Genomic DNA, 258 nt, shown 5'->3' on the forward strand with positions numbered 1-258 from the left:
GCCGGAGAAATCGCGCCAGGAAGGCTTTCAGCGCTACCGCGTCGAGATTCAGCCGCAGAAGGACAGCATTCAGGTAAACAATCAGGCGCACGCTTTTACGCAAGTTCAGGGCACCCCAAGAGTATTGATTATCGAAGGGCATCCGGGAGCGGCGCGCAACCTGGCAAATGCGCTGCAAGCCGGCAAAATCGCGGTGGAAACAAAAGCTCCGGCGCTTTTGCCAACCGAGCTGAACGATTACAAGCAGTACGCCTCGAT

General features: G+C 56.6%; 1 protein-coding gene. It reads left to right on the forward strand.

What is annotated here, in order from left to right:
- A partial coding sequence (locus MXD62_RS09025; protein ID WP_248828921.1) for a hypothetical protein occupies positions 1 to 258 on the forward strand: 258 nt, incomplete at both ends.

The organism is Frankia sp. Mgl5 (assembly GCF_023242985.1).
Lineage (GTDB): Bacteria > Actinomycetota > Actinomycetes > Frankiales > Frankiaceae > Parafrankia > Parafrankia soli.